Origin of the sequence: Catellatospora sp. TT07R-123 (assembly GCF_018327705.1) — a bacterium.
GTDB lineage: Bacteria > Actinomycetota > Actinomycetes > Mycobacteriales > Micromonosporaceae > Catellatospora.
In genome coordinates this window covers 3723866-3742794 of sequence record NZ_BNEM01000001.1, presented here as the reverse complement: position 1 = coordinate 3742794, position 18929 = coordinate 3723866, and the positions used below count along the sequence as shown (strand labels likewise).

Here is an 18929-nt window from a genome sequence, read left to right as displayed (position 1 = left end):
CGAGAGGCCCCGGAGCCATGGACCGCACCCCACCCGCACCGATCCGCAGCGCCCGACCTGACGAGGCGCACTGGATCAGCGCCCTGCTCGCCGACGCCTTCCTGATCAGTCCGGTCGGCAACTGGCTCATCCCCGACATCGGCGAGCGGCGCAAGGTGTACGTCGACTACTTCCGCATCTTCGTCGACGACGGCCTCCACCAAGGCCTCGTCCACGTCACCGACAACCTCTCCGGTGCGGCCATCTGGTACCCGCGCACCGACGAGGACGTCGAACCAGCCGACTACCAGGAACGACTGGCCGCCGCCTGCGGGCCGTGGACACCACGCTTCGCGCAGATCGACGAGACCTTCGCCAAGCACCACATCCACGAGCCACATCACTATCTCGGCTTCCTGGGCGTAGCGCCCGAACGCCAGGGCGCCGGCGTAGGCAGCAGGCTCCTCCAGCAGCGCCATGCCGACCTCGACAGGGAGGGCACGCCGGCCTACCTGGAAGCCAGCAACGCCCGCAACCACCGGCTGTACCTGCGCCACGGCTACACCGATCTGCCCGGCTCGCCGTTCCACCTACCTGACGACGGGCCGCCCATCTGGGCCATGCGACGTGTGCCCAGTCCAACGAGCCGGTAGCCGGCCCCGCCGCGGCGCCACTGCCCGCGCTGACCTCGCCCAGCACTGACGGATTCGAGTAGGAGAGACAGTGACGACCACAGACCGGATCAGTCCGCCACGTTCCTGGATGACGCCAGACTCGCATTTCGCGATCGCTATGGACAGCGACTGGTATCGAGGGCTTGTCCTGCTCCAGGACACGCTCACCACGGCGACGACGCAGTTCTGGACGGCGCGAGGGCTCCGGTTCAGCCACCTGCCCATCACCACCGGCTCCGTCTCCTCGCCCATGGGCCTCGGCAGCGACAGCCTGCCCGTGCAGGTGGACCTGCACGGCGTACCCACCTTCCTCGCCGACTCCATGCAGTTCTCCCTGGAGTACATGTGCAGGTTGAGCAGGAACGGCGCCTACTACGTCATGCCGTCTTTCCGAGGCGAGGCCGCCGACCCGACCCACCTTTGCCAGTTCTTCCACAGCGAGGCCGAGATACCCGGCAGCCTCGACGACGTGATGCGCCTGGTCGAGGACTACATCCGCCACCTCGCCGAACACCTGCTCGTCCAGGCCGGGCACTGGATCGCGCGTATGGCCGGTGGCGTCGCGCACGTCGAGAGCCTCCTCGCCCAACCCGCGGGGTTCCGGCGGCTGACGTTTGACGAGGCGGTGGTGCATCTACCCGAGCCGGAGAGCGTTCAGACCGATGAGGTAGGCGGATGGCGATCGCTCACGCGGGCCGGTGAGAAGCGGCTCATGGACCGCCTCGGTCAGTTCGTCTGGGTCACCCGCTGGGACCACTTGTCTGTGCCCTTCTACCAGGCATTCGACGGCGACGGTCGTGCGCGCAACGCCGATCTCCTGTTCGGGCCGGGCGAGGTGGTCGGCGCCGGGGAGCGGCACACCACGGGCGACCAGGTCCGCGATGCGCTCAAGCTGCACGACGTCGCCAGCGATGGCTACGAGTGGTACGTGGCCATGAAGGATCTCAGGCCCATGAGGACCGCCGGTTTCGGCTTGGGGGTCGAGCGGTTCTTCATGTGGCTGCTCCAGCACGACGACATCCGTGATCTTCAGCTGCTGCCGCGCGAGAACGGCCGCACCATCCTGCCGTGAAACCGCCGGTGCCCGCTCCGACGATGACCTCCGCCAGACGAAAGTGAGAGCCACTGACATGGGACTTATGACGCGAACCGAGTTCGACCAGTTCTTCGAGCCGTACGCGAGGAACGTCGCCGGCTTCTACGAGGCGTCGTACTGGCGCCTGGCCGACGAGCTGATCAAGGCGCTGGTCCGGCGGCACCTGGGGATGCTGCCAGGCGGAAGACTGCTGGACGCCGGCGGTGGCACCGGACGGTGGGCCGTGTGGTACTCCTCTGCCCTGGACGTCGATGTGACGATCGCCGACAAGTCCCCGCAGATGCTGGAGGAGGCGCGGCGCACCATGGAGGCGGCCGCTCCGATCCGCGTTCCCCGGATGGTCGAGTGCGACCTGTGCGACGCTCCCTCGCTCGGTGACGCGGAGTTCGACGGCATCGTCAGCACCTACGGCGTGCTGAGCTTCCTGGAGGATCCCGCCGCCGCCTTCCGGACGTTCTACCGGGTACTCAAGCCCGGTGGGCGGGCGTTGCTGATGAGCCACTCACTGTCGAACGCGCTGCACTCCAAGGTAAATCGCGACGGCGCCGACGCAGCGGAACTCGCGGACATCCTCGCCACCGGAACCGTCCGGTGGGCGCCCCACGTACCGCGCCTGCGGGTCTACTCGGTCGAGAACCTGCGCGACCTCGCCGCGGCGGCCGGCTTCCGGGTATGCGGCGCCTTCGGCGTGACCTCAGTCGTGCACCCCGGACCCGAGGACTTCGGCTACCCGTACGACACGATCAGCGCCATTTCGCGACGCCTCGAGGACCCTGCCTACTTCGCGCAGGCTCTCGAACTCGAGCTGGCGGCGTCCGAGCAGTCTGGCTGGGCCGAGCGCGGGGTCAACCTCATGATCTACATCGAACGGCCGGCAGAGGCGTGAACTCGCCGACTCCACCCTCCAGCGGCTCGACAACGGCTGCACGGCTTTCCAGCTCGCACCCCTCGAGGAGCGCCAGATGACTCAGGAACTCTGCCGGTTCAGGCCTGCAACCACCGGCTCCATGGTGATCTGGGAGCTGACGCGGTACTGCAACCTCGCGTGCGTGCACTGCTGCACCGACTCCGACCCCGACGTCCCGACCGACCGGGACCTGCCCACTGCCGCCATCATCGAAGCGATCTCCGACATGACCGCCTGCGGCATGCGCGAGTTCTTCTTCTCTGGCGGGGAGCCGTTCACCAGGAAGGACCTGGTGGAGATCATCTCAGCGGTCGACCCGCAGCAGGGTGACGTCTTCGTCAACACCAACGGCTACCACGTCACCCAGGAACTCGCCGCACAGCTGGCGGGCACCGCTCTGCGCAGCGTAACCGTCAGCATCGACGGCGCGACCCGGGATGTGCACGCGATCCTGCGGGGCAAACCGAGTTCGTATGACCGGGCCGTCCGGGCGGTCGGGCACTTCGTACACGCCGGTATCCCGGTGCGGATCTCCCACGTGGTCGCTGCGCCCAACGTTCACCAGGTCGAGGACTTCGTCCACCAGATGCTGCCGCTCGGTGTCACCGGCATCGTGGTCAGCACGATGTTCCCGGCCGGCCGGGCAGCCCGATACCCCCATCTCCTGCTGAACGAGCAGCAGACGACCGATCTCGAGATCCGGCTCTCTGCACTGCGGGCCGTATGCGCCGAGAACGGTGTCGAACTCGACTACAGCCTGGGCGACAGCCCGGTCACCGAAGAGGGGCCACGGGGCTGCCCGGCGGGCTCCCAGGTGTTCTACGTCTCCGCTGATGGCGCGGTCAGCGGTTGCTCCTGGCTCTACAAGCTCGACCCGGACCGGTACGGGATCGGCAACCTGCATGACACACCCTTCAGGCAGCTGCTGGACGACCTGCGAGCGCAGAACCAGACGTTCATGGGCTACCAGTACTGCCCCCTGCCTCTCCTCACCACGTGAGCGGTATCACCAGGCCCACGGAAGAGTGGCGACGCAAGGCGCGGCGGGCGCTGTTCGGAACCGAGCAGCTCCGCCGGCGCGTGGTGCTGTCGCCCTTCGCCGCGGTCCGTGAAGAGTTCACCGGCGCGGACGAAGACTCCGGCTGGTGGCCAGTCCGCCATGCCAAGGAGGTCAGCGTTATCCAGGTTCCGCAGGGCAGCGTCTGCGTTGACGCCGTCCTCGCACTGGAGCCGGGACACCAGGTCACGTTTATTGGAACCTGCGGAACGCTGACTGCCGCCACGCCGCTACCAGGCAGGAGCCTCGTCGAGCCTGAGCGTGCCACAGCCTTCGACGGCACACGCGGTCGGCGACGGTGGACAACCGGGCCGGTAGTGGCACTGGGCGGGCACGTCCGCACGGTGGGCCACCTCGGGCAGTCCAGCGCGGCACACGCAGAACTCCGCCGCGACGCGGACTTCGTCGATATGGAGACCGCCTGGGTGTTCGCCGCCGCACTGGTGGCGCGCTGCGACGTCCGGGCGGTCCTGGCCGTAACCGACGGCAACCAGGGCGGAGCTGTCTTCGAGACGGCGTACGAGGACGTAGCGGCTCGGCTCAGAGCTGCGACAGCACACGCGAACGCCAGCTGGTGACCAAGATTCAATCCGAGCTTGCCGGAGGAAGGCAGCGATGCCGTACACCGAGTTCTCGAACAGATCACCTGAGGCCAGCAGCCTCCGTGTCGCTGTAGACCAAGCCGCCACGCGGGTGCAGCAGAGCGTCCTCATCGAGGCACATGCCGCGCGTGCCGCGAAGTTGAGTCCCTCCGACGTGCACGGGCAGTTCGCGGCGAACCCGTTCAGCCGACCCAGCGACCTGGACCAGCGGGCGGTCCTTGAGTTCGAGCGATGCGCGATGGACGTCATACCCCTCGGCGCGCGGATGGTCGAGCTCTCGCCGGTCACCGCCTTCGCCGCCCACTCCAGCCTGACAGGGATCAGCCAGAAGACGGTACTCAGCACCATCCGCAACACCGAGGTCGTGGCGGACGGCGTGGTGGTCCTGGCCCTGCTCGCCGCCGAGGAGAGGCGGCAGGCGGCGTACTGGAACGGCACGATGCTGGGCACGTTCCACCGAGAGTTGCGTACCCAGGCCCACGAGCAGCCGGGCTTCACCTCCCACTTCCGGGCGCTCAGCCTCGTCAGTACGGAGAGCACCCGGGACAGCACGGCATTCAAAGCCGCCCACTTCGCCCGCCATGTCGGCATTTACCTGGACATCCTCGATGAGACGACATCCCTCGGGTACCGATCCGAGTCCGTGACGGTGGCCCTGTCCAACCTTCGCATTCTGGAACTCGTCATCCGGAACGAACGCCTCGATCGGGCTGCGATCATGCGGCACACCCAGACACCCGGGTTCTCGGTCATGGGTCGCTTCGGCATCCCCCTCCCCAGATCGGTCCGCCTCGACGAGCTTCCGGCGCTCACCGCCGATCTGCCGTCCGAGTTCACCTACCTCCGCCGCGCCCTTCGGTACCTGGAGACCGTCTTCGAGCCGACACGGAATGCCCTGGAGGACAGGCCCGGCGCGGCAAAGACCAACATCGTGGTCGACCTCGACCGGCACGCCGGCATGGGCTACTACGAGGACGCCTGTGTGAAGATCTCGGCATCGAACGAGTTGGGCGAGACCTTTCCGCTGGTCGACATCGGCACCAACACGTGGCTGACAATGATCACGAACGACAGGTCGGACCGCCTCATGACCGGCGGCATGGGAACGGAACTGTTCATCAAGAAGTTCCGCAGCAGGTAGCGGCATCTGTCAGTGTCACTAGGCGGTCAGCGATGTGGGCACCAGATGTCGGTGGGGATGGCCAGGGGTTGTCAATAGCTCGGCCGCCAGATGTCAGGAACCCGGTTGGTTATGTATCGAGCTGCGGTGGCGAGGGCTTGAGGTCGCTCGCAGGCGCACCGGCCCTGAAGACAATCCCGCCTATTATCTGGTCGTCCGAGACGAGATTCTGATCCGGCCGCCGCCCAGCGCTACATGGCGCGGCGGGCGCGCGCCCAAATCACTAGGTGAAGGGCTCGGACATCGCAATGATCTTCCAGCCGCGAATCGCCGCCGAGCTGATCCGCAAGGCCGCCCGATCGGCATCGTAGCTTGCAGGGCCGAACGGCGTGCGCCGCCCAGCCGATAGCCGCACGCGACGCACCGGCGGTACGGTGACTTCCGCTGAGATCTCCGATACGTTGCGGATGATGGTCAGCTTCTTTCTGAGCTACCGCGCTGGCGACGAGGAGTTCGCGGCGCGGCTAATCGACGATGCCCTGACCGACCGGTTCGGCGGCGACAGCGTCTTCCGGGACAGACGGTCGACTCCGCCTGGTGTGAATTGGTCGGCCGAGCTGAGGCAACGGCTCGCGGGGGCGAGGGCGCTCATCGTCGTAATCGGGCAGGGCTGGCTCAGAGAGACTTCTCGCCGAAGGCTGGATGATCCTTCGGACTTCATCCGGCGCGAGATCGAATTTGCAATGGAGCGCCAGATCACGGTCGTGCCCGTGCTGGTTGGCGGAGTAGAACTGCCACGCGACAGCGACCTGCCGGCGTCCTTGCGGCCGTTGAGCCAGCTACAGTACCGGCGCCTCGGCGCTCGCACCGCCGAGGCGGACCTCCGCCAGCTGGTCGAAAGTCTTGCCACCAGCCTGCAGATGCGCGTGCCCGTTGCCCCAGCCGGTGTCCCGCTGATTCTCGGCGAAGCGTCGGTGCCCGTGTTCAGCCTCAGGGTGCCGACGCGACCGTCGACAGCGGTCGTCTACGCGACCCCTGCCGGTGACCTGGAGGTCTTCGACAGCGGCCGGCCGATGCGGCCGTCCGATCTGATGGGCGGCAGGTACTCAACGCGCTACGAGGTCGACGTCCGGAAGCACCAAGCCGTCCTTACGGCGAGGATGCCCAGCAACAACGTCGGCTACGACTTCACGGCTTCCCTCGAGGTGACCTTCCAGGTCACTGAACCCGAGCAGGTCGTCCGGGAGTCGGTCGGGGACGCCCTGATCCCAGTCCGTGACTACTTGCTGGACAAGTGCCGGTCGATCACCCGGCAGTTCGCGGTCGAGCAGGTCGGACAGGCCGAGTTGGCCATCAACGGTGAGGTTGATCGGAACACTCTCATCCCTGGTGGAATCACGATCCACTCGGTGCGCTCACGGCTGACGCTCGACGACGAGACCGGACGGCTTCTGGCGGAGCGAAGCCATGAGCTACGCCATGCGTCTGAGCCCGAGGTCCTCAACGCGAACCCCACAGAGCTGTTGCAGTTATATCTGAACCATCGCCCGGAGGATGCCGCCGAGGTGCTGGAGCTGCTTGCCAAGCGCGAAGGCAGCTTCGACGACCGCGTGCATCGGGTGTTAGTGGAGTTGTTCAATCGCAACGTGGTTAAGCTCTCGGACATCCCGCCGATTGAGTCCGCTCTGGGGACCGGGCGGCAGCCGGAGCGGCTGCTGGTGGCTCGAGCACCCACCCAGGTGCCGGTGGGTCAGGATTTGAGTGTCGAGGTCCGGATCGTGAGCGCGGGGCGCTCGGTTCCTCTCGACGCTGTCATGTCCAGGATGGCCAGCTTCGTTGTGACCGATGATGGCACGCGGGTCACCCTGACGGTCCACGTGCCGCCGGGGCTGCACGCGGAGGGACCGCTGCAGCAAACCGTGCTGCTCAAGCTGGCGGAGGATCCGCCGCCGATCCGGTTCGGGTTCGGTGCGCGTACCCCTGGATTGCATCGCATCGATGTGACGGCCTGGGCCGGCGGCACCTTCCTAGCCGAGGTCTCCGTCGAGGTCTCCGCGGACGTCGGCGGGGCGTTCCGCGACGGGCAGCCGAAGGCTGCGTCGCTGGGCGCGGCGAGCGCGCGGCCCGGCGAGGTCACCATGGAGGTGCGGTTCAACGGCAGCCAGTACACCTTTCAGCTGCGATCGGACGCGGCGCTGTTCGCCCCAGTCGTCGAGTCGGTCGCGAACACGCCGAACGCCGCCGTGGAGAACGCCATCAAGGAGCTGCAGCAGCTGGCCGGCGGTAGCTCCCGCTCCCGATACAGCGCCACGATGACCCGCGAGGTGGTCCGGTCGGCTGGCATCCAGCTGTGGTCGGAGATGGTGCCGGCCGACATCCGCGACCAGTTCTGGCAGGTCGGCGCGGACATGAGCGCCTTCACCATCGCCACCGACTACGACTTGGTCCCGTGGGAGCTGCTCTACCCGCTCAACGCGAGCAATGACGCCGGCTTCCTGGTCGAGCAGGTCCCGGTGGTACGCCGCACCTACGGTCAGCGCCGTACCCCAACGGTGGGGCTCGGAAGTCCACGCTTCGTCGTGCCGACCAAGGCGCCCACCGGCGTGTACGACGAGGTCGCGGCCATCAGCGCGATCCTAGGCACGGCCCACGGAGACCCGATCACCACGGCCGACGAGCTGCTCGCCCTGATCAACTCGGGGGAGATGGGCGCCACCCATTTCGCCTGCCACAACACGTTCTCCGCGGACGGCTCCTTCATCGACATGGACGGCGGCCGATTCAAGCCGGCCCTGCTCGCCGAGGCCGCCATCCGCAAGACCCTGGAGCAGACCAGCCCTCTGGTCTTCATCAATGCCTGCCGCAGCGCCGGCGCGGCGCCGACGTACACGAAGATGCTCGGCTGGGCCCAGCAGTTCATGTCGTCCGGCGCCGGCGCGTTCGTCGGAACGCTGTGGGCCGTTCGTACCGAAAGCTCGGCCCGCTTCGCGACCGCCTTCTACCGCTCCCTGGCAGACGGCGCCACCCTCGGCACCGCAGCCCTCGTCGCACGGACCGAGCAGCAAGAGGATCCGCTCGATCCGACCTGGCTGGCGTACACCGTCTACGGCGACCCGTTCGCCACCGCTGCCTGAAAGGATCCAACCATGGACGTGATCGACTACAGCGTGCCCGTCGAAGAGTTGGTCGCGGCGGTGAAGGACGCGGTCAAGCAGGCCAGCATCTCGACCACCGACGCGGGACGGGACCTACGGATCAGGTCGGTCCAGCTGACCCTGAACGTGGTCGTCACCACGAAGGTCGGCGGCGGTCTCGACTTCCGGGTTCCGGTGATCGGCTGGAAGGTGAAGGTAGGTGGCAGTCGATCCCGGCAGCGGGCCCACACGATCGACCTCACGCTCGTCCCGGAGGATCTACAGGACCGGTACGAGCTGCGCAACAACGCCGTCGAGGAGGCTCTCGTCGAGGCGATCACCATAGTCCGGTCCGCGGTCGCCGCCGGTGCCGGAGGTGACGACCCCCTCGTCCTGGAGACCGCGACGGTCGAGCTTGTCTTCGGGGTCACAGACCAGGGCACAATCTCGGTCGGCGCGGAGGGCGAGCTGACCGAGGAGCTAACCAACACCCTCCGACTCAAACTCGTAGGTGGCAAAGCGGGCTAGTAAAGCGTCTTTGCGCGATGCGCGCAGGCCTGGCCGCACGAATCGTCACCGTACGTAAGCGGATTGCTAGGGCGACGACCGGGCTGAAACCGGCATCCGGGATGGCGCCGAAACTCGAACATCGAAACCGATCAGATCTCGCTGGCACTGAAGCTCGGCGACATCTGGCGCCGTAAGAAGTGGCGAACAAAGCAGCTCCGCCTGCTGCTCTCTTCCTCAGGCGGAGCCTGAGCTTGGGTGGGGTCCTCAGGACGCGAACGGATACCCCAGGACGGCCTTGGTCTCCAAGAATTCGGCGAACGCTCGCTCGCCCCACTCCCGGCCGTTGCCCGAACGCTTGTACCCGCCGAACGGAGCGTTGAAATCGATCGCGGCGCCGTTGATGTTGACCCGGCCAGCTCGCAGGCGTCCCGCGACTCGGACGAGCCGCTCGGGATCTTCGCCGTTGATGTAAGCCGCCAGTCCGTACTCAGTGTCGTTGGCCAGGTCTATCGCGTGGTCGACGGAGTCGTACCCGATGAGGCAGAGCACCGGTCCGAAGATCTCCTGCCGCGCGATCGCCATGTCGTTGCGGACGTTGGCGAAGACAGTCGGCCTGGCGTAGAAGCCCCTGTCCAGCCCGGCCGGCCGGCCGAGCCCACCGGCGATGAGCGTTGCGCCATCCTTCATGCCCCGCCTGATGAACTCCTGGACCCGGTCCCACTGCGCGCTCGATGCGAGCGGTCCCATGTCAGGCTCATCGAGCGGGTCTCCGACGGTGGTGTCGTTCGCCATCTGCCGGGCGATCTCGATAGCCTCGTCCATCCGCCGGGCCGGTACGAGCATTCGGGTAGGGGCGTCGCAGGACTGGCCCGAGTTGACCATGACCGACTCGGTGCCACTCCGCACGCCGGCAGCGAACCTGCTGTCGTCGAGAATGATGTTGGGGCTCTTCCCGCCGAGTTCCTGGTGCACTCGCTTGACAGTGGATGCGGCAGCATGGGCGACCTCGATCCCAGCGCGGGTCGAGCCCGTGATGGACACCATGTCGACGTCGCGGTGCCCGGCGAGAGCTGCCCCTACCGTAGGGCCGTCCCCGTTGACCAGGTTGAAGACGCCCGGAGGCACTCCCGCCGCATCCATGATCTCCGCGAAGAGGTAGGCGGACAGCGGAGCGATCTCGGACGGCTTCAGCACCATCGTGCAGCCGGCCGCCAGCGCTGGGGCCACCTTGCACGTGATCTGGTTGAGTGGCCAGTTCCACGGCGTGATCAGCGCACATACTCCTATCGGTTCGAGGAGCACCAGGGTGCTGGCGCTTTTCTGCTGGAACCGGTAGTCCCTGATGGCATCTCGGGCGGTGCTGAGGTGCTGCCCGCGGCCGACCTGGGCTGCCGCTGTCAGCCAGGTGGGGGCGCCCATCTCCTCGGTGATCGCGGCGGCAAGGTCATCGGCCCGCCTCAGATATTCCGCGATGATCGAGTCGAGCACGAGGGCGCGCTCGGCCGGACTCGTTTGCGACCATGACGGGAATGCCTGCCGCGCAGCGCCGACCGCCTGGTCGACATCGTCCGGCGTGGCGGCGGACACCTGCCCGGCGATCTCCTCGGTCGCCGGATTGATCACTTGGATGGAGGACGGGCTGTCGGGTGCGACCCACCGCCCCCCGATGTAGAAGCTGCCGTAGTCGCGCATCAGTGACCTCTCGGAGATGGTGGGGGCAGGCTCGCGGCGGCGTCGGCCGTGACACGCCTGCGGTCGGTGAGGGTTGCCTGGATCGCTGCGGCCAGGGACTCCGGATCGCTGTCGTTCGCGACCGCGGAGATGGGGAGATTCCGCACTTCGTCAATGAGGTGGCGCTGCAGGAGCCTCGCGGCGATGAAGTCCGTCAGGCCCTGGGCGTCGCACTCCCGTTCGCGGAAGAACCGGCTGCGGTGCTGGGCGGCGTCGGCGCTCACCACGAGGAACGCGCTTCCGGACCACGAGTAGGCCGGGTCGAGGAAGGAAGCCTCGACTATCAGATCGTCGCCGTACAGCGCCAGCTCGTTGTCGAGAAACGGTTTCATGCTCGTTCGCACGGCCAGGAGGCCCCTTGCAACGTTCTCTTCAGTCAGCTGGCCGAACCGGGTCCACGCCTCCTTGGTGCCCAGATGAAGGAAGGGGTCCTCGGCCTGCGACTTCACCAGGGTGGCGATGCACCACTTGAGATAATCGCCTTCCAGCAGCGGGTAGTTGAGCAGGAGCTTGAGCCGCCTGCTCGTGGACGTCTTGCCGGCCCCCGGCGCCCCGTAGATGAAGATCCTGGGCATCGCCCTCTCCCACTCATAGGTTGGTCGTGCGCTGCGGCGGCTGGCGGCTCAGCGCCGGTCACCACACCGCAGCACGGGTGATCTCGACGCTGCCGGAGGTGCTGTCGACTGCTGCCTGGACTCCGATCGGCAGCGTCAGCATCGGGTCGGTATGCCCGAGATCCACGTCGGTGACGACCGGTATCTGCCGCACATCGAGACGCCGTCGCAAGCTCGACGCGACACGGGCGGCAAGTTCCGGCGGTGAGCGGAACAGCCGCCCGAACAAGACACCTGCCGCCGTATCGAAGAGTCCGAGCATCTCCAGGTGCGTCAGCGAGCGCTCGATCTCGTCCAGCGTGCTGCTGGCCGTCTCGAGAAACAGGACGGCACCGGTGAAGTCCGGCAGGTACTGCGACCCGCCGAGCGCGCTCAAGGTGTCGATATTTCCGCCGAGCAGGGGTCCGCTCCCGGTTCCCTCGCAGACCCAGTGCCATCCGGTACCCGGCCGCACGGTGCGCGGGCCGTCATCGTCGGTGTCCCATGGGCAGAATTCGTCGGTCCAGGCCTTCGCCGGAACTAGCCGGCCGATCGGGATGGGCTGGCAGACCGCCCGCAGTAGGTGATCGGCGGTGTAATCCTGCATGGAGGGCTGCTCGGCAACCTCTGGAAGGAGGGTGGGGCCGTGGAAGGTGACGATCCGCGCCTTGGTGTAGCAGGCGAGGAGGACGGCGGTGATGTCGCTGTATCCGCAGATGATCTTCGGATCGGCCCGCAGGGCGTCGTAGTCGAGATGCGGAAGTACGGCGTTGCCGCTGTATCCCCCGATCGTGGCGATGACTGCCCTCACCTGCGGGGCGCGTATGAACTTATTCAGTTCGTCGGCCCGCGCCGTCGCGCGCCGCTCGTAATCGCCGACCAGACTGGCCTGCGGTCCCACGATCACCTCGAAGCCCATCCGGCGCAGGGCATCGACGCCGCGGGCCAGGCGGCGCGGCGTGCGTACCGGCCCCGAGGGTGTGGCCACGGCCACCAGGTCACCCCGCCTGAGCCGACGAGGCAGCACCGGCTCAGCGGATGCACTTCCTGCGGCTGCCTGCTTGAGACCACTCCTCATTTCCGTCGCAGGACCCAGGTCTCGCGCAGCGTCTGTTCCGTCGCTGGCATGCTGCCGTAGTCGTCCCGGATCTCCTCGACCGCGTACATCGCGTCGGCGGCGTACGCCGCCAGTTCGTCGCGGTCGAACCAGCGCTGGTGGTGGCGGATCGACTCCCGAGTGAAGGCGCCGCCCTTCCGGGTGAACAGCGTGATGTCGAACTGCGTGGTCCGAGCCGCCGCGTCGGTGTGGTTGCGCCAGACGTAGGCGAAGTCGTCGAGGTCGTCGCCGTAGTGGGTGTCGGCGAAGACGTCGTGAAGCTTGCGCTGCGTGTTGACATCGAATACCAGCAGCGCGCCGGGCCTGCTCGCCTCGGCCATGCGGCGAAGCGCCTGCGAGACCATGCCGTCGGCGACCAAGTAGTTGAGGCTGTCGAAGGTGCAGATCGCGACGTCGAACGATCCGGAACCGAGCGGCATGTCGGGCACGTCGGCGCGGACGAACCGGGCCTTCGGCGCGGCACGCCGCGCGATCTCGAGCATCGGCTCGCACGCGTCCACGCCGGTGACCTCACAGCCTCGCTCGGTGAGCAGGCCAGCCATGGTGCCCGTGCCGCAGCAGACGTCGAGCACTCGCGGCCGCGCTGAGGGTGGGGAAGGAAGCCGATCGAGGATGAACTCGACCCAGCGCTGGTAGTCGTTGTCGGCGACCCAGCGGTCATAGACCTTCGCCAGGGCGCCATACGGAGCGGACATGGTGCAGCCACCTCTCGCCAACCTGATCTCGTACGGCAGTGGCGGCTACCCGATGGCGCCCGGAGGGGGCGAAGCCTATCGATGTTGCCGCATGTCCACCTTCGTGGACTATCCCTGCGGCTGGAACGCCGCTTTACCGGGAGAGATGGCAGGAGAGATAGCAGGAGACTTGGCGCTCGCGCAGGATGCGGCTCGTCCGGCCCGGTAACACCGCAGGCTGGAACCGCGTCTGATGACGCGACTCCAGCCTGCGGTGTTACCGGTTTCTGGGCGATCAGGCCTGCTCAGGACGTACCAGGGGGAACAGGATCGTCTCGCGGATACCGAGGCCGGTCAGCGCCATCAGCAGCCGGTCGATGCCCATGCCGACCCCGCCGCAGGGCGCGAGGCCGTACTCCAGGGCGCGCAGGTAGTCCTCGTCCATCGGCATGGCCTCTACATCGCCCTTGCCGGCGAGCCGCGCCTGCTCCTCGAACCGCTCCCGCTGGATCACCGGGTCGACCAGCTCGGAGTAGCCGGTGCCCAGCTCGAAGCCGCGTACGTAGAGGTCCCACTTCTCGGTCAGCTTTGGCTGGCTCCGGTGCGCCCGCGTGAGCGGGCTGGTCTCCTCCGGGTAGTCGCGAACGAACGTCGGCGCCTGAAGCGACGGCACGACGAGCTCCTCGAACAGCTCCTCAGCCAGCTTGCCCGGACCCCACTTGGGGTCCACGCCGAGGTCTACCTTCTCCGCGAAGGTGATCAGCCGGTCGTACGGCGTCTCGACGGTGACCTCCTCGCCCAGCGCCTCCGACAACGACCCGTACAGCGTGACCGAACGCCACTGGCCGCCGAAGTCGTGGACCGAACCGTCCGCCGCGGTGACGACGTGTGAACCGCTGACCGCCAGCGCCGCTTCCTGGATCACCCCGCGCAGCAGGTCGGCCATGACGTTGTAGTCGGCATAGGCCTGGTAGAACTCGAGCATCGCGAACTCCGGCGAGTGCGTCGAGTCGACCCCCTCGTTGCGGAAGTTGCGGTTGATCTCGAAGACCTTGTCGATGCCGCCGACCACGCAGCGCTTGAGGTACAGCTCGGGCGCGATGCGCAGGTACAGGTCCATGTCCAGGGCGTTGGACCGCGTAACGAACGGGCGCGCTGCCGCACCGCCGTGAACGACCTGCAGCATGGGCGTCTCGACCTCGACGTAGCCCCGCTGGTGGAACGACTCGCGCAGGCTGCGTACGACTGCCGCGCGACTGCGGACCATCTGCTGCGCCTGCGGGCGCATGATCAGGTCGACGTACCGCTGGCGGACTCGGGCCTCCTCCGACATCGGCTTGTGGGCGACGGGCAGGGGCCGCAGCGCCTTCGACGCCATCTGCCAGGTCGAGGCGAGCACGGACAGTTCGCCCCGCCGACTGGTGATGACCTCACCGGTCACCGAGACCTGGTCGCCGAGGTCGGCCAGCTGCTTCCACTCCGCCAGGCTGTTGGCGCCGACCCTGTCCAGGGAGAGCATTGCCTGCAGTTGGGTGCCGTCACCGTCCTGCAGCGTCGCGAAGCAGAGCTTGCCGGTATTGCGGACGAACATCACACGGCCGGTCACCGACACGACGTCGCCGGTGGTGTGATCTTCAGGCAGGTCGGCGTACCCCTGGCGGACCTCTGCGAGGGTGTGCGTACGTGGCACCGCCACCGGATACGCGTCCACGCCCGAACCGATCAGCACCTCCCGCTTCGCCCGGCGAACCTTCATCTGATCGGGGAGATCATCGACGGGTTCTCCCTGCGCAGGCGGCGTCGTCAGGGACTGGGCAGCTTCGTTCGTCATGGAGCAGCTTCCTCGGCTCAGCAGGTAGTCGGACAGGTCCAGCGAAGACTATCTGTACCAGGGCGGCCCGGCCTGCTCATAAACGTCCTGACCGCCAACGCAAAATGGCACGGCCTGCGGCAAGGCAGCATCACTCGTATCTCTCCTGGTAAGTCTCCTGGTAAGTCGGAGTTCCGGATCGGTGGTCCTGACCGCGAAAGTCGACATCGATTCGCAGAACTCCCGTCGCGCGGAACTCATGTCGATCTGGCTTCGTGGCCCTGTATGCCTCCGAGCCGCTTCGTGCGGCTACGCCTATAGCCACCACCTATAGCCCCAGGTCAACCCGATAGGCGGATTATGACAGCCGGCGACGAGCAGCTACCCCACGGGCAGACCGCGCAGCGGCTGTTATGGCAGGACCTCTCGGATGATCTGAAGCTCGCGATCGAGGATCAACTGGGTGGTCGGGTGCTGCACGCTCGATCGCAGAATGGCGGCTTCACCCAGGGGATGGCCTCCGTGCTCTACACCCGTGATCACGGCGCCGCCTTCGTCAAGGCGGTACCCGCAAGCTCGCATCTTGCCGAGTGGTGCCGTAGGGAGGCTGCTGTCAACGCAGCCCTACCGACTGGCCTGCCAGTCCCGGGGTTCAGGTGGAGTACTGAGCTGGCCGGACACGTGATCCTCTGCTTCGATCCGGTGTCCGGGGAGCTGCCACAGCAGTCGTGGGAGCCTGCCGAGCTGCTGGCGGCGCTGGCGGCGCTGGCCGCCATCGCCAGCGCACTCACCGTGCCGCCGCCGGCTCTGGCGCAGCTGGCTACCACCACCTTCTCCCGTGAGATCGCCGAGAGCCACACCTGCTGGCAGCGGATCGATGCAGGGGATCTTCCGATGCCGCCGATACCTGCCTGGGCAGTCGAGCGTATCGGGCAACTGGCGCAGCTCGAGGCCCTACTACCCCTGGTGAGCGCCTCCGCGACCGGAATGATCCACTACGACCTGAGGCCGGATAATGTGATCATTGCCAGGGGGAGCGGTCAGGCCGCCGTCTGCGACTGGGCGCGACTTGACCATGGCCCCGTCTGGGTGGACACGATCAACCTTCTCATCAGCGCCGCTCCCTACGGACACGACGTGGACGCGCTACTGGCTGCCCATCCGAGCGCGCAGGAGATGCCCGACCTTGCGGTCGAGGCTCAGCTTGCGTCCTGGTCTGGATACCTCCTTGTCGCAGGCAGCCAGCCTCCCGTGCCGTCCTCGCCGCACTTCAATACCAGCCGCTACCAGTGCGGGCTGGCCGCACTCGGCTGGCTCCGCAAGCGCCTGGAATACGGCCCGAGGACCGCGTGACTGGACACGAGTGGCACCGGTGTAGGGGGGCACCGAGCCTTCGACGCTGTCCTGGTGGGCACTGGGTGGCAGTTGGCGAACGGGGTCGTGGCCGCCATCCTCAGCTCAGACTACGCCAGCGTCGCCTTGCTCGAACCGGGCAATCGTCCTGAGGGCATGTGCTTCGAGCGACGGTCTCGCCTTGAGAACCGCCCTGTGTACGTAGGTCGTCAGAGGGTAGCGCCGAAGTATCTCATCGAGTCGATCTTGCACCTCCAGCAACTGGTCGGCGGGGCCGGTCGTCAGGTCCGCTGTGACGAGCGCGTCCATCACGGCACTGTCCTCGTACGAGAACTCGGCCAGCTCCCGCGTCAGGTTGCGTTCGGCTGCCTCGAACCTCGCTCCGGTGTGATGGGCAACCAGCGCTGCGAGACCTGCGGTCCTGGGCGCGGCGTGCCACGGCGCGGTGTATGCCGCCACCCGCAACGGGCCGTTGATCATCGACGCTCGGACCGGCGCCGATCGGGTCACTCTGGTCGACGGCATGCCGCTGCTGGTCAACGAGTACGTCGCGGTCGGCGACTACGCCGGGCTGGGGATGTCGGTGCTGCCCGCCATGCGCTGACCACTGCCAGCGGGTGGCGTCAATGCGGCCAAGTGGTGGGCAGTGTGGCGGCGCCGCCGGGAGAGCCGTTGTCGGGTTCCTGGCGGCGCCGGCTGGCAGGGGCTAGTGCAGCCCGCTGCGCGGTCCGCGGCGGTGATCTGGGCTGGGACTCGGCCGCGGTCGCTTCGCGGACCGCTGGGTAGCTTGCCTATGCTGCTTGTCGGCGTTCCTCTCGGGCCGAGGGTCGGCCTTCCCACTTGGAACGTGGGCGTTGGCATTCGATGCAGGCCGCGCGCTGGTGCAGTTCCATGCTGATGCCTCCGGCACTGGCGATGGCGAATCCGGGGGCTTGCGAGGTGATGGCGAGCGGTTCGCCGTACACGTCAATGCTTAGGTCGTTCAGGTAGGCGACCGCCTCCGTCGGTGTCGTCATGCCGCACCAGCTCAGGTGGGCACGTGCCGTCTCGGCAGGGGCAGGGATAAAGGCCGCGTCGCGGGCGTTCAGACGGCTATCGAGCACGGGTAGAAGCGGGAAGAACGCGCTGTAGAGGCTGGTGTGCGAGGTAGGCAACCAGACGTGGGCCCATCGGTCTTCGAGATCGGTGAGGCCGCTGGAACGCCAGACCGGCTTGTACCCCTTGTTGTCGCGGTTGTCTTGGACCTCGAACTCGAGAAGATGTAGACGGGCTCGGTGGCGGTCGCGGATCTCGATTACGGTTTTGGTGGGCAGGTGCAGCAGTTCGTACCCGTGGCGGGTGAGGCCGTGGTGTCGAAGTCCGGGGATGCCTCGGCACTCAGGCCAGCCGTTGCGCTCGTTGACATAGGGGAGGAGGTAGCTGGCCATCCGTGTGGCGAGGGTGGAGCCCATGATGATGCGGTCTGGCTGCGGTGAGATCCATGATCCGTAGCACTCGAACAGTTCGGTCAACGATCGACCTGTCGGATTCCACGGGTGGTTACGGCTGCCATGGGCGAAGATCTCGAGCAGGGTGGCTTGGAGGACTTGCTGGCCCGTCGGCTGCTTCAGTAGATCTCCGCGCTGCGGAATTCCTCGCCGGGCGAGGGCGCTCGGCTCCTTCGTGATGTCCCGGCGGTGCTTCCAGCGGCTCGGGTTGGTCCCTCTCATGACTGACCTTCCATGCACGGCCGACGTCCCGGACCACGCCGCGGCTTTCGGTCAATTGGCATGGAGATTGCTTTGGGTTAGACGGAGCCGCGGGCACCACCCTTGAACTGCGTCGAGCATCGATGTCCGGGCATCGGATGTCAGCAGCGGGCGGCTGGCTCCGAGCCGCCGACTGGGACTGTAGCGGGCAACCGGGGTGGAGTCACGGCGGCTCGACAGGCGGCTTGGCAGGTTCAGCCGCAGGGAGTGCAGAGTGCACGGAGTCGGGGCAGGTCCTGATCGCCCACGGTGGCACCGACCTCGCGGCTGTATACGGGGGCTGGTGCAGAGGGTGTTTGTGCTGTGCGGTGGTGGCCGGCGGTGATGGGGCGCGCCGCCGGGTAAGTTCCCTGGCGGGTTCCCGGCGGCGCTGGTTGGTATTTGTGGTTAGCGCAGTCCGGCTGCCCGGTAGGCGTCGACGATGTCGGCCGGGACTCGGCCGCGGTCGCTGACCTGCTTGCCCTGTGCCTTGGCCCAGTCGCGCACGCGCTGGTTGAACGCGCGCTGGTCGGCGGCGGTGAGTGGTGCGGCGGGCTGGGACCGTGGGCCGCGGGCCGGACTCTTGCGGGCGGCGGCGATGAACGGCGCGAGCGCCAGGGCGAGTTTGTCGTGGTTGGCGGGGGACAGGTCGATCTCGTAGGCACCGCCGTCGTATGCGAACGCGACGGTTCGTACGTCGTTGTCGGTGCCGTCGAGGTCATCGCTGAGGACCACGATTTCGCGTCGTGCCATGGGCTGTTCCTAACTATCCGGGGGCATGGAGCGGGTCTGGGCGCCAGGGTGGGCACCGGTGCTGATCAATCACATCGGGTTGGTGCATCGGG

The 18929-nt window shown here is 67.0% G+C and carries 18 protein-coding genes; 10 read left to right on the top strand and 8 right to left on the bottom strand.

Going from position 1 to position 18929, the window contains the following annotated elements:
- The first annotated feature begins 17 nt into the window (after window positions 1–17).
- The 8 genes from Cs7R123_RS16005 to Cs7R123_RS15970 all read left to right on the top strand — a co-directional run bounded on the left by Cs7R123_RS16005 (window position 18) and on the right by Cs7R123_RS15970 (window position 9097).
- Complete coding sequence (locus tag Cs7R123_RS16005; RefSeq protein ID WP_212827393.1) at window positions 18–632, top strand: N-acetyltransferase; 615 nt, start codon at window positions 18–20, stop codon at window positions 630–632.
- Between the two features lie 70 nt (window positions 633–702).
- Complete coding sequence (locus Cs7R123_RS16000) at window positions 703–1725, top strand: asparagine synthetase A (RefSeq protein WP_212827391.1); 1023 nt, start codon at window positions 703–705, stop codon at window positions 1723–1725.
- 67 nt (window positions 1726–1792) lie between these two features.
- Window positions 1793–2635, top strand: coding sequence for a class I SAM-dependent methyltransferase (locus tag Cs7R123_RS15995; RefSeq protein WP_212827389.1), 843 nt, complete (start codon window positions 1793–1795; stop codon window positions 2633–2635).
- Between the two features lie 76 nt (window positions 2636–2711).
- Window positions 2712–3656, top strand: a complete 945-nt coding sequence (locus Cs7R123_RS15990) for a radical SAM protein (RefSeq protein WP_212827387.1) — start codon at window positions 2712–2714, stop codon at window positions 3654–3656.
- Complete coding sequence (locus Cs7R123_RS15985) at window positions 3653–4291, top strand: hypothetical protein (protein WP_212827385.1); 639 nt, start codon at window positions 3653–3655, stop codon at window positions 4289–4291. Before Cs7R123_RS15990 ends, Cs7R123_RS15985 begins: the two co-directional genes overlap by 4 nt.
- A 37-nt stretch (window positions 4292–4328) precedes the next feature.
- A complete protein-coding gene (locus tag Cs7R123_RS15980) occupies window positions 4329–5456 on the top strand; it encodes a hypothetical protein (protein WP_212827383.1) in 1128 nt (375 codons plus the stop codon).
- Window positions 5457–5905: 449 nt separating this feature from the next.
- Window positions 5906–8569, top strand: coding sequence for a CHAT domain-containing protein (locus Cs7R123_RS15975; RefSeq protein ID WP_212827382.1), 2664 nt, complete (start codon window positions 5906–5908; stop codon window positions 8567–8569).
- 12 nt (window positions 8570–8581) lie between these two features.
- Window positions 8582–9097, top strand: coding sequence for a trypco2 family protein (locus tag Cs7R123_RS15970; protein WP_212827380.1), 516 nt, complete (start codon window positions 8582–8584; stop codon window positions 9095–9097).
- 246 nt (window positions 9098–9343) lie between these two features.
- On the opposite strand, the gene Cs7R123_RS15965 is transcribed toward Cs7R123_RS15970, so the two are convergent.
- From Cs7R123_RS15965 to lysS, 5 genes are all read right to left on the bottom strand, one after another.
- Window positions 9344–10771: an aldehyde dehydrogenase family protein gene (locus Cs7R123_RS15965; RefSeq protein ID WP_212827378.1), complete on the bottom strand. Its 1428-nt coding sequence runs from the start codon at window positions 10769–10771 to the stop codon at window positions 9344–9346.
- Entirely contained in the window at window positions 10771–11385 is a 615-nt protein-coding gene (locus tag Cs7R123_RS15960) for a hypothetical protein (protein ID WP_212827376.1), read from the bottom strand. Before Cs7R123_RS15960 ends, Cs7R123_RS15965 begins: the two co-directional genes overlap by 1 nt.
- Before the next feature lie 58 nt (window positions 11386–11443).
- The gene (locus Cs7R123_RS15955) at window positions 11444–12397 is read right to left on the bottom strand and encodes a S66 peptidase family protein (protein ID WP_212827374.1); all 954 of its coding nucleotides are present in this window, start codon (window positions 12395–12397) and stop codon (window positions 11444–11446) included.
- 80 nt (window positions 12398–12477) lie between these two features.
- Window positions 12478–13215, bottom strand: a complete 738-nt coding sequence (locus Cs7R123_RS15950) for a class I SAM-dependent methyltransferase (protein WP_212827372.1) — start codon at window positions 13213–13215, stop codon at window positions 12478–12480.
- A gap of 274 nt (window positions 13216–13489) precedes the next feature.
- A complete protein-coding gene (gene lysS / locus Cs7R123_RS15945) occupies window positions 13490–15025 on the bottom strand; it encodes a lysine--tRNA ligase (protein ID WP_212827370.1) in 1536 nt (511 codons plus the stop codon).
- 339 nt (window positions 15026–15364) lie between these two features.
- Between lysS and Cs7R123_RS15940 the strand changes: the two genes are divergently transcribed.
- Window positions 15365–16357 carry a phosphotransferase gene (locus Cs7R123_RS15940; RefSeq protein WP_212827368.1) on the top strand — a complete coding sequence of 331 codons (993 nt, stop codon included), beginning with the start codon at window positions 15365–15367 and terminating at the stop codon, window positions 16355–16357.
- A gap of 105 nt (window positions 16358–16462) precedes the next feature.
- Here the strand turns inward: Cs7R123_RS15940 and Cs7R123_RS15935 are convergent, their stop codons facing one another.
- Window positions 16463–16837, bottom strand: a complete 375-nt coding sequence (locus tag Cs7R123_RS15935) for a hypothetical protein (protein WP_212827366.1) — start codon at window positions 16835–16837, stop codon at window positions 16463–16465.
- Here Cs7R123_RS15935 and Cs7R123_RS40730 point away from each other — a divergent pair.
- Complete coding sequence (locus Cs7R123_RS40730) at window positions 16830–16961, top strand: hypothetical protein (protein WP_280517300.1); 132 nt, start codon at window positions 16830–16832, stop codon at window positions 16959–16961. The two genes, Cs7R123_RS15935 and Cs7R123_RS40730, sit on opposite strands and share 8 nt — an antisense overlap.
- A gap of 187 nt (window positions 16962–17148) precedes the next feature.
- On the opposite strand, the gene Cs7R123_RS15930 is transcribed toward Cs7R123_RS40730, so the two are convergent.
- Both Cs7R123_RS15930 and Cs7R123_RS15925 read right to left on the bottom strand, forming a co-directional pair.
- Window positions 17149–18066, bottom strand: a complete 918-nt coding sequence (locus tag Cs7R123_RS15930) for a hypothetical protein (protein ID WP_212827364.1) — start codon at window positions 18064–18066, stop codon at window positions 17149–17151.
- Between the two features lie 426 nt (window positions 18067–18492).
- On the bottom strand, window positions 18493–18837 hold the full coding sequence (locus tag Cs7R123_RS15925; protein WP_212827362.1) for an Lsr2 family protein: 345 nt from the start codon (window positions 18835–18837) through the stop codon (window positions 18493–18495).
- Between the last annotated feature and the right edge of the window lie 92 nt (window positions 18838–18929).

Excerpts from the sequence above, each read along its gene's own strand:
- Cs7R123_RS16005 (WP_212827393.1), top strand. The coding sequence starts at position 18 with ATGGACCGCACCCCACCCGCACCGATCCGCAGCGCCCGACCTGACGAG.
- Cs7R123_RS15995 (WP_212827389.1), top strand. The coding sequence starts at position 1,793 with ATGACGCGAACCGAGTTCGACCAGTTCTTCGAGCCGTACGCGAGGAAC.
- Cs7R123_RS15990 (WP_212827387.1), top strand. The coding sequence starts at position 2,712 with ATGACTCAGGAACTCTGCCGGTTCAGGCCTGCAACCACCGGCTCCATG.
- Cs7R123_RS15980 (WP_212827383.1), top strand. The coding sequence starts at position 4,329 with ATGCCGTACACCGAGTTCTCGAACAGATCACCTGAGGCCAGCAGCCTC.
- Cs7R123_RS15975 (WP_212827382.1), top strand. The coding sequence starts at position 5,906 with ATGGTCAGCTTCTTTCTGAGCTACCGCGCTGGCGACGAGGAGTTCGCG.
- Cs7R123_RS15970 (WP_212827380.1), top strand. The coding sequence starts at position 8,582 with ATGGACGTGATCGACTACAGCGTGCCCGTCGAAGAGTTGGTCGCGGCG.
- Cs7R123_RS15965 (WP_212827378.1), bottom strand. The coding sequence starts at position 10,771 with ATGCGCGACTACGGCAGCTTCTACATCGGGGGGCGGTGGGTCGCACCC.
- Cs7R123_RS15960 (WP_212827376.1), bottom strand. The coding sequence starts at position 11,385 with ATGCCCAGGATCTTCATCTACGGGGCGCCGGGGGCCGGCAAGACGTCC.
- Cs7R123_RS15950 (WP_212827372.1), bottom strand. The coding sequence starts at position 13,215 with ATGTCCGCTCCGTATGGCGCCCTGGCGAAGGTCTATGACCGCTGGGTC.
- lysS (WP_212827370.1), bottom strand. The coding sequence starts at position 15,025 with ATGACGAACGAAGCTGCCCAGTCCCTGACGACGCCGCCTGCGCAGGGA.
- Cs7R123_RS15940 (WP_212827368.1), top strand. The coding sequence starts at position 15,365 with ATGACAGCCGGCGACGAGCAGCTACCCCACGGGCAGACCGCGCAGCGG.
- Cs7R123_RS15935 (WP_212827366.1), bottom strand. The coding sequence starts at position 16,837 with ATGATCAACGGCCCGTTGCGGGTGGCGGCATACACCGCGCCGTGGCAC.
- Cs7R123_RS15930 (WP_212827364.1), bottom strand. The coding sequence starts at position 18,066 with ATGAGAGGGACCAACCCGAGCCGCTGGAAGCACCGCCGGGACATCACG.
- Cs7R123_RS15925 (WP_212827362.1), bottom strand. The coding sequence starts at position 18,837 with ATGGCACGACGCGAAATCGTGGTCCTCAGCGATGACCTCGACGGCACC.